At 43.5% G+C, this 9,415-nt stretch carries 8 protein-coding genes; 5 read left to right on the top strand and 3 right to left on the bottom strand.

The annotated features are described in order from the left end of the window. Nucleotides 1–137: 137 nt before the first annotated feature. Entirely contained in the window at nt 138–407 is a 270-nt protein-coding gene (gene rpsT / locus RTP55_RS10955; protein ID WP_007117302.1) for a 30S ribosomal protein S20, read from the bottom strand. Between the two features lie 350 nt (nt 408–757). Here rpsT and RTP55_RS10950 point away from each other — a divergent pair, with 350 nt between their 5' ends. The 5 genes from RTP55_RS10950 (at nt 758) to RTP55_RS10930 (ending at nt 7,567) form a co-directional block, all read left to right on the top strand. Next, nucleotides 758–1,471, top strand: coding sequence for an NAD-dependent epimerase/dehydratase family protein (locus RTP55_RS10950; RefSeq protein ID WP_312386045.1), 714 nt, complete (start codon nt 758–760; stop codon nt 1,469–1,471). Between the two features lie 43 nt (nt 1,472–1,514). Further along, nucleotides 1,515–2,030, top strand: a complete 516-nt coding sequence (gene rraA / locus RTP55_RS10945) for a ribonuclease E activity regulator RraA (protein ID WP_201666241.1) — start codon at nt 1,515–1,517, stop codon at nt 2,028–2,030. A gap of 166 nt (nt 2,031–2,196) precedes the next feature. Further along, nucleotides 2,197–3,453: an alanine racemase gene (gene alr, locus RTP55_RS10940; protein ID WP_312386042.1), complete on the top strand. Its 1,257-nt coding sequence runs from the start codon at nt 2,197–2,199 to the stop codon at nt 3,451–3,453. Nucleotides 3,454–3,691: 238 nt separating this feature from the next. Next, nucleotides 3,692–7,294: a transcription-repair coupling factor gene (gene mfd, locus RTP55_RS10935; RefSeq protein WP_312386041.1), complete on the top strand. Its 3,603-nt coding sequence runs from the start codon at nt 3,692–3,694 to the stop codon at nt 7,292–7,294. Between the two features lie 69 nt (nt 7,295–7,363). After that, complete coding sequence (locus tag RTP55_RS10930; RefSeq protein WP_083106240.1) at nt 7,364–7,567, top strand: oxidoreductase-like domain-containing protein; 204 nt, start codon at nt 7,364–7,366, stop codon at nt 7,565–7,567. Nucleotides 7,568–7,989: 422 nt separating this feature from the next. On the opposite strand, the gene RTP55_RS10925 is transcribed toward RTP55_RS10930, so the two are convergent. Together RTP55_RS10925 and ccoS are read right to left on the bottom strand one after the other, a co-directional pair. Beyond that, nucleotides 7,990–8,904 (bottom strand): sulfite exporter TauE/SafE family protein, encoded by a 915-nt coding sequence (locus RTP55_RS10925; protein ID WP_312386039.1) that lies wholly within the window; start codon nt 8,902–8,904, stop codon nt 7,990–7,992. Nucleotides 8,905–8,993: 89 nt separating this feature from the next. Continuing rightward, nucleotides 8,994–9,224 (bottom strand): cbb3-type cytochrome oxidase assembly protein CcoS, encoded by a 231-nt coding sequence (gene ccoS, locus RTP55_RS10920; protein ID WP_096489036.1) that lies wholly within the window; start codon nt 9,222–9,224, stop codon nt 8,994–8,996. Between the last annotated feature and the right edge of the window lie 191 nt (nt 9,225–9,415).

Raw genomic sequence — 9,415 nt, 5'->3', positions numbered from 1 at the left:
ATGAGCTCCTGCCTCATGTTTGGAAAATGCAATAGGGGTTGGTCGGATGCTTACACTAAATCAATTTTATAGCTAAATCAGTCTCAATAAAAAAGCCAATTCAATATGAATTGGCTTTTTAAGTTTTAAACAAACAATTAAGCAGTTTTAAGGGCTTTAATTGCTTTGTTTAAGCGGCTTTTATGACGTGCTGCTTTGTTTTTGTGAATCACGCCTTTGTCAGCAATACGGTCAATCACTGGAACTGCTTTTTTGTAAGCTTCAGTCGCTGCTTCGTAGTTTTTATCTTCAACGGCTTTTACCACATGTTTGATGAAAGTACGAACCATAGAACGTTGTGATGCTTTTAATTGACGACGTTTAACGTTTTGACGAGCGCGTTTGCGAGCTTGTGCAGAATTTGCCACGTAAATCTCCTTGGATTTGCAATATAAATCGATCTGTTAGTAAGTGAGCAGCCATTCGCTTATTACAGACACGGGTAGTTAGGGTTGCTTGAATCCTTGAATCACTAGACACGGAAACACAATTAACGATATCAAGCGGATTTAAAGCCCGCTATTTTAGCAAACTCACGCTACAATGACAACTTATTCGGCAGATTATTCAGCGTATTTCGTCTGTTGACCAAAAAACCATCGCGCAATGCCCACCAACGCTGAAAAAAACGTATTTGTAGGTGAAAGTTTTGATTATCTGTGATTAAATAAAATGACATTAAAAACTCATAAAATATTCATACTGAGGTCATTGTTTTATGCAGCGCACAGCATTAATTATCGGTGCAACCGGGTTGGTAGGCAATTCATTACTCACTCAGCTTGGCAGTCTCTATCAAAAAGTCATTATCATTGCGCGCTCTCAGCCAAAAGGGTTGAGTGATTCGATGCATTTTTACCAGCTTAAAGATTTTAATCAAATGCATGAATTTGTGTCTGCGCTGTCGATTGGTAAAGACACCGATGCTTTTAGCTGTCTGGGTACCACCATTAAGGAAGCGGGTAGTGAAGCGGCTTTTCGACAAATCGACTTTACCTATAATGTCGAATTTGCAAAAGCTTGCAAACAAAAAGGCGTAGAGCGGTTTTTTTTGTTATCGGCAATGGGCGCCAATGCCGACAGTCGCTTTTTTTATAACCGTGTCAAAGGTGAGCTTGAGACGGCGATTGGTAATTTAGGCTTTCAAGAATTGGCAATTTTTCGTCCCTCTTTGCTGCTTGGCAAACACGATGACCGTAAACTTGAAACCATCGCGCAGACGGCGTATAAACTCATCAAACCTATTGTGCCTAAAAAACTGCCTGTCCGTCCCATAGAAGCCGATAGGGTAGCGATGGCAATGGCGCTGGTGAGCAACAATTGGCACATCAAACATACCTATGAAAAATGTGCTAATAGCGTCGATACCGCCAAGAAAACCCAAGTTATCAGTAACGGTGAAATGCTAGCGATGACGCGGTTTAGAAACTAACCTTCCCAAAAAACGATTGACTTAAGGAGCCATGATGAGCGACATGACGTTACAAAATTTTATTACCTGCGATTTATTAGATGATAATCCAGAATGTCAGGTTTGTGCACCCAACATGGAAGGCAAACGCTTTTTTAGCTATGGCGGTAACACAAAATTTGGCGGTGAAGTGGTAACCGTCAAATGCTTTGAAGACAATAGCCGTGTTAAAGAGCTGTTAGCCACGTATGGCAAAGATGAGAAAGGCAATGGCAAAGTTTTGGTGGTAGACGGTGGCGCATCAATGCGCTGTGCCTTGCTGGGTGATATGATTGCACAAAGTGCGGTTGATAATGGCTGGGCTGGCGTGATTGTTTATGGCTGTGTGCGAGATGTAGATGATATGGGCAAAATGCCAATTGGCGTACAAGCGCTCGGCGCCATTCCCCGCAAATCTAATCGCAAGGGTGTGGGCGAGACGGATATCGAAATCAGCTTTGGCGGTCTAACTATCAACTCTGGCATGTATGTGTATGCAGATAATAATGGCATGATTGTGAGTACGACATCATTGCTTTAATGAGCTAAGTTAAGCTACTAAACTAAAAAGTAGACTATGTGGGTTAAAAACCCGCATCAAGTGTTGATATATTAACTGTTTATGTGGCTTGACTGCGTTAATATCAGCGCATGAAAGCACGTACTTTTTCTGATTTTTTTATTGTCATATCATTTTGGGAATTATTATGAAACTACATCAAACTCTGCTATCGCTTGCCATCGCCACCGTCATGTATCACGCTGCGCCCGCGCAAGCCGCGCCCGCGCTAACGTATGCTGGCGATAATCCTCATATTGTTAATCTTGCCAATACCAACGCTTGGCTTGAAGTAGATACTGAAGCGTACGGGCATAATATTGAAGCGATGCGCGCGCATTTAGGTGGTAAATCCCAAATCTGTGCGATTTTAAAAGCCGATGCGTATGGCTTTGGCATTGATAATTTGATGCCTACCGTGATTGAGCATAAAGTGCCTTGTATCGGCATTGCCAGTAACGAAGAAGCCCGTATCGCCCGCAAACACGGCTATAAAGGACGAGTGATGCGGGTGCGTACGGCGACCAACCAAGAAATTGAAGACGGCTTAAAATACAATGTCGAAGAGTTATTTGGTACCCTTAAACAAGCCCAAACTGCCAGTGATATCGCACGAGCAGCGGGCGTGGTCATTAATTTTCATATGGCACTCAACGACGGCGGCATGGACCGTAACGGCTTGGATTTGAGCGTTGAGAAATCTAAACAAGACGCTTTGGCAATTACCAAGCTTAAAAATCTCCACATCGTCGGTATCATGACCCATTTTCCTGTTGAAGATAAAGCCGATGTACAAAAAGGGTTGGCTAGTTTTAAACAAAACACCGATTGGCTGATTAAAACCGCCAAACTCGACCGTAAAAAACTCACCATCCATGCGGCGAACTCATTTGTGTCACTGAACGTGCCAGAAGGTTGGTTTGATATGGTGCGTCCAGGAGGGATTTTGTTTGGCGAGCCTTACTATGAACGTCCAGATTTCAACTACATTATGTCGTTCAAAAGCCGTGTGGCTAGCGTCAATTTCTATCCTAAAGGCTCAACTGTTGGCTATGACCGTACTTATACCTTGACACGAGATAGCTATTTGGCAAATTTACCATTTGGTTATTCAGACGGCTACCGTCGCGCCTTTACCAACAAAGGTCATGTCTTAATTAATGGTCATAAAGTCCCTGCATTGGGCAAAATTTCGATGAATACCACTATGGTCGATGTCACCGATTACCCCGATGTCAAAGCAGGCGATGAGGTGGTTATCTTTGGTAAACAAGGTAGTGCCGAAATCACCCAGTCGGAAATCGAAGATATTACAGGTACACTCTTTACCGAAATCTACGCCAACTGGGGTAACTCAAATCCTAAATTTGTCAAAGCGCAAATCACTAAATCGCTCAAAAAATAACGTCAGCTTGACAAAAAAGCACCGTCAAATTGGCGGTGTTTTTTTGCATATCACTTTGGTAAAAACGCTAGATTGCTGCATTGCAGGGATAAAGTGTTATTGCCAAAAAGTCTGCTAAAACACTGCTATTTTAGCTTTAATTTTTCAGCAAAAACCCCCACAATAACGTCATTATTTTTCGCCCTTCTTAATCAAAAGACTTATAACCAAAAGTCCGATAACCAAAAGACCTATACCAATGACGAATGTTACACACCCCCTGTCCCATCTTTCCTTTCGCCTTAACCAATCGTTGTTTGACAATGCTAAGCATGACAAAAAATGGCTGGGCAATTTACAAGGCATGGCCCAAGCCTTATGGCTTGCCAGCCTCACCAGTAGCGATAGTGGTCAGCAAAACCGCCTAAAAGTCGTTGTGACCCGTGACCAAAATCAGCTCAATCAGCTTGAAACAGAGTTGGCATTTAGTGGGGTTGATGCCCATGTGTTTCCTGATTGGGAAACGCTTACCTATGACGAGTTGTCACCGCACCATGACATTGTCTCTGAGCGGATTCATTTGCTTACCCATATGCCAACTGATGGTATTTTACTGATTTCCGTGCAGACCTTAATGCACCGCGTCGCCCCTGCCTCATGGCTATTGGGGCAACACTTTGATTTGTCAGTGGGTGACACCTTCGATGTGGCAACCGAACGTCGAAAACTGGCGACTGCGGGCTATCATGCGGTAGATAATGTCTTTGAGCCTGGGGAATTTGCTGTGCGTGGTAGCGTGATTGATTTGTTTGCCATTGGTCAGCCGTTTCCAGTGCGCATTGATTTGTTTGATGATGAGATTGAGAGTATCCGTTTTTTTAACCCGCAAACCCAGCGTAGCTTGACCCAAGCGGATTTGGACGAATTAAAAGACAGTGACCCCCATCAATATGTCAAGTTCATGAATAGTCAAAAAAAATCGGCTGAAACCATCGGTAAAATCACCAGCTTTCAGATTTTACCTGCGCGAGAATTTCCCCTGGATGAGGGTAAAGAAACGTTTCGCGCCAATTTTGCTAGCACCTTTGCCAACACATCCGCCCGCCGTTTTGAGCTGTTTAACGATGTGATGAACGGCATTGCACCCGCGGGGGTGGAGTATTATCAGCCATTATTTTTTGACACGGATACTTGGCAAAATGGCTCGGATTTTTTTAGTTATTTGCCCAAAGATAGCTTGTTTATCGTCGATAATCAAATAGACACGGCTTACCAAAATTTTTGGCAACAAATCCAAACTCGCTACAATGACCGCAGGCACGATATCGAAAAACCTATTGTGGCACCGCAAGATTTGTATCTGGCAGAACATATTTTTAACGAAAAAATTGCCCAATATCCTCGCATTATCACCAGCGAACAACCAATTGATGAGACCAAAGCAGGGGCAATCAACGCAGTGGTTGACACACCACCTGATTTAACCGTTGACCACAAACTTGCTCAGCCACTACAAAGACTGATTGCATTTCGCGAGCAGTTTGCTAAACCGATATTATTGGTTGCCGAAACTGCGGGTCGCCGTGAGATTTTATCGGAGCTGTTGCAAAAACGCTTTAATTTGCAAAGTGTTTCAGGATTGACCGATTTTCTTGCAAACATGGATGAGGCGCATAGTAATGCGATTGCCTTGACCATTGCACCGATTGAACGAGGTGCGTTACTCCCCGATAAGTTTGCGATTCTCTCAGAAACCCAGTTGTTTGGACGGCAGGTGTTACAGACTCGCCGCCGTCGCCAAAGCGATGTGTCTGATGAATTTTTGGTTAAATCAGTCAGTGAGCTTAACATCGGCGACCCTGTGGTGCATATTGATTTTGGCGTTGGGCGTTATCAAGGCTTGATTACCCTTGAGATTGATAGACAATTGCAAGAATTCATCCATCTTACCTATGCAGATGATGCCAGTGTGTATGTGCCTGTGGCAAATCTGCAGCTTATCAGCCGTTATGCGGGTGGCGACTCGTCAACCGCACCGCTTCATACCATAGGTAGCGGTAAATGGGATAAAGCCAAAGCCAAAGCACTCAGCCAAATTCATGATGTGGCGGCGGAACTGCTCAACGTGCAAGCCCGCCGTGATGCCAAAGTGGGCATTAACTTCCCAATTGACCAAATCCAATATGACTTATTTGCCAGTCAATTTGCGTTTGAAGAAACGCCTGATCAAGCCAATGCCATTGAAGCGGTTAAGTTTGATATGAAGCAAAATAAACCCATGGACAGGCTGGTGTGCGGCGATGTCGGTTTTGGTAAAACCGAAGTGGCAATGCGTGCCGCTTTTATTGCGGTGCAAGCAGGGTATCAAGTGGCAGTGCTAGTACCAACGACGCTGCTTGCTGGGCAACACGAAGACAACTTTTTGGATAGATTTGCCGATTGGCCCATTCGTATTGAAAGCCTGTCGCGCTTTGGCACCAAAAAACAGCACGATGCGATTCTCAAAGGCTTAGCCGAAGGTAAAATTGATATCGTTATCGGTACCCACCGTATTTTGCAAGAAGATGTCAAGTTTGCCAACTTAGGTCTGATGATTGTCGATGAGGAGCACCGTTTTGGCGTCCGAGATAAAGAGCGTATCAAAGCCATGCAATCGGATGTCGATGTACTATCGATGACCGCGACACCCATTCCGCGCACGCTGAACATGGCGTTATCGGGTATGCGCAACATGTCGATTATTGCCACGCCCCCGGCAAGGCGGTTGGCAATTAAAACCTTTGTCATGCAAAAGTCTGATAACTTACTCAAAGAAGCGATTTTGCGTGAATTATTGCGTGGCGGACAGGTGTTTTTACTGCATAACGATGTGGCAAGTATTGAGCGCATGGCAGAAACCGTGCGAGAGCTTGTGCCCGAATCTCGGGTGGCAGTGGCTCACGGTCAGATGAAAGAACGAGAGCTTGAGCAAATCATGCAATCGTTTTACCACAAAAGACACAATGTGCTGGTGTGTACCACCATCATCGAAACAGGCATTGATATCCCCAATGCCAATACCATTATCATTAACCGTGCCGATAAATTCGGGCTAGCCCAGCTTCACCAACTGCGCGGCCGCGTTGGGCGTAGTCACCACCAAGCTTACTGTTATCTGCTTGTGCCTTCGATTAAAGGCTTGACCAGCGATGCACAAAAGCGGCTTGATGCCATCAGCCGTGCCAATACATTGGGGGCAGGCTTTATGCTTGCCAGTGAAGACCTTGAGATTCGTGGGGCGGGTGAGCTGCTGGGCAAAAACCAAAGTGGTAATATGCAAGCGGTTGGTTTTAACCTGTATATGGATATGCTAAACCGTGCCACCAAGGCCATCAAAGCAGGTAAACAACCTGATTTGAACACCCCATTATCGCTAACCAGTGACATTAATCTGCATTTGTCGGCACTCATTCCTGAAGATTATCTGGGTGATGTCCATCAGCGGCTATTGTTTTATAAAAAAATTGCCAATGCTGAAGACTATGACAGCCTAATTAGTATCCGCAGCGAAATGCTAGACCGTTTTGGCAGTTTGCCCGAGCCGACCAAAAATCTATTTGCCATTCACCAAATCCGCTTAATGGCTGAAGCGCTGGAGATTAGCAAAATTGATGGCAATGAGCGCCAAGTCACCTTTGAGTTTTCACCCAGCACCCCTGTAGAAGCCATTACCATTATTGGGCTTATTCAATCGAATCCGAAAAAATTTAAAATGAATGGCGCGACAGGGCTAAAAATGATGGACGACAAAGCCCTTGCCACACCAGAAGGACGGATTGATGCGGTGAAGAATCTTATAGAGAAATTATCTTTAAAAACGTGATGATGACCTGATAATAAATAATTATTGGCTCATCATAAGCGTGTTATAGCGAAAAAGAAGATTTAGAAAATGATGGAAAATCAATTACCTAATGGCGAGCGCCTGATTGAAGAACCTACCTATCCTGAAGATTGGGAATGTTGCAACAACGGCTGCGAAGAATTGTGCGTGTATGAAATTTACCGCGTCCAAAAACAAGCCTATGACGAACAGCAACAGCGACTCAAAAGCGTGCCAAAACTACTTAGCGACCTCGACAAACCTGCTCGGTAGCTGGATTATTCTTCAATAAAAGTAATTTTTTGTAAATTCATATTCCTGTCACATGAATTTCATGCTAATGTCATCAAACTCACGTTAAATATCATGACGTTATGAAGTTGCATTGATAACGTAAAATAGTAAGTAAACAACTAAAAAATGGCAAAAGCCTTAAAATGAATAAAAAATCCATAATCATTGGATAAAGAAGGATAGGAGTAAAAAATGTTAGATATGTTAAATGAAGCGTTTGAATATGAAACCGATATCATCTATCTTGACGAAGGCGATGACGCGGTAGAAATGTAAACTGCAAGTTAAGCGTAAAACCTAAAAATTCGTAACCGATAACCTCTTAATATACCGATTAAGAGGTTTGTTTTTTTTGGGCAATATAAATGAATGATTACTGACTAGTAACTAGTAACTAGTGATTAGGGACTGGTACTGGCAGGCATCGCCACCTCATGGTGCTTATCCATATCCTGCATATTGTGCATGTCGTGATTCATGTTATGATTATGGTTCATATCATCACTCATATTATGGTTCATAGGCATGGTAGTCGAAGCTGGCATAGAAGCAGGATTAGACGCAGAATGATTCATCGTCGACATATCGTGGTGCATACTCGTCTCATTCATGGCATGACTGACATGATTATGTGAACCGTGGCTATGATTATGGTGCATCATCATCGGGATAAAAATCACCGCAAGTCCAGACAACATCATAATCACCCCATTAATTTGGCGAAGGCGAAAATTTTTAATACTCGACTGTAGCATCCCCACAGTTTTTTGCGTGGCAATCAACATCGGCATGGTACCTAGCCCAAATACAAACATTAGAGCCGCCCCTGTAGCGACGTTGTTGCCAGCAATCGCCATCATGAGCGCACCATACACCAATCCACACGGCAAAAATCCCCAAAGCAGGCCAGCAAACAAGGCTTTACCAAAACTATCAATCGGAAACACTTTTTTGCGTATCGGGGCGAGCGATTGCCAAAAGCGCATCCCTACTTTTTCTAACTGATTAAACAGCGGTAACCCAAGCATCGCAAGCCCAATCAACACCAATACCGCACCCAGTACAATTCTTGGCGCACTGTTGCTCATAATGGATTGAAAGATTGCCACCCCAACAAGACTGGCAATCAATCCAAGCAAGGAATAACTGATGAGGCGTCCCAAATGATACGTCAAAATCAAGCCATTTTTTTTGCTGTCCGATACATGCTGCATAGACAGCCCAAAAGCCGTCACAATGCCACCGCACATCCCCAGGCAGTGCGGTGAGCCAAACAATCCCATGCTAAACGCTGCCAAAAATAATGCCCAGGTCATAAAATGCTCCAAAAAAGTCTAAAAATTTTTGCAAGACGTAAATAAATCAATAGAAACAAATCAGCAGGAAGAAAGATAACACCAACGCGTTATTTTTGCTCGTCAGTAGGGTCTTGTGTTTTTGGGGGCTGAGAAGATGAAGGTTTGGCGGGATTTTGCCCCAATTGTTCGCGGCGAAATTGTCTGTCATCTAAAATGACCCGCTGAGATTCATTGTCCAAATCGTCAAATTGGCGTGATTTGATGGCGTAATAAATGGCAAAAATACCCAATACAAATAGCACTAGACTAATAGGAATCAAAAAATACATGCTTTGCATCGTGCATCCCCATTACTTGGCGTAAACAAAAGAATTAAGTTAAAAAAACCATTATACGCTTATTTTGGCATAAATAAATGCGGCAAAATGTCGCAGCATTGCCTTAGCAATTAAATAACAGCAATTAAATAGCTTTTAGAAACCTTTGCACGAATAAACACACAAAAGTTCATTAAATTGGTATAATACAA

The sequence above is a fragment of the Moraxella sp. CTOTU47579 genome (assembly GCF_032004885.1).
Taxonomy (GTDB): domain Bacteria; phylum Pseudomonadota; class Gammaproteobacteria; order Pseudomonadales; family Moraxellaceae; genus Faucicola; species Faucicola tetraodonis.
This window is presented reverse-complemented; position numbering and strand designations above follow the sequence as displayed.

Bases quoted from the DNA above. Each gene is read 5' to 3' on its own strand.
- RTP55_RS10950 (WP_312386045.1), top strand. From the start codon at position 758: ATGCAGCGCACAGCATTAATTATCGGTGCAACCGGGTTGGTAGGCAAT.
- rraA (WP_201666241.1), top strand. From the start codon at position 1,515: ATGACGTTACAAAATTTTATTACCTGCGATTTATTAGATGATAATCCA.
- alr (WP_312386042.1), top strand. From the start codon at position 2,197: ATGAAACTACATCAAACTCTGCTATCGCTTGCCATCGCCACCGTCATG.
- mfd (WP_312386041.1), top strand. From the start codon at position 3,692: ATGACGAATGTTACACACCCCCTGTCCCATCTTTCCTTTCGCCTTAAC.
- RTP55_RS10930 (WP_083106240.1), top strand. From the start codon at position 7,364: ATGATGGAAAATCAATTACCTAATGGCGAGCGCCTGATTGAAGAACCT.
- RTP55_RS10925 (WP_312386039.1), bottom strand. From the start codon at position 8,904: ATGACCTGGGCATTATTTTTGGCAGCGTTTAGCATGGGATTGTTTGGC.
- ccoS (WP_096489036.1), bottom strand. From the start codon at position 9,224: ATGCAAAGCATGTATTTTTTGATTCCTATTAGTCTAGTGCTATTTGTA.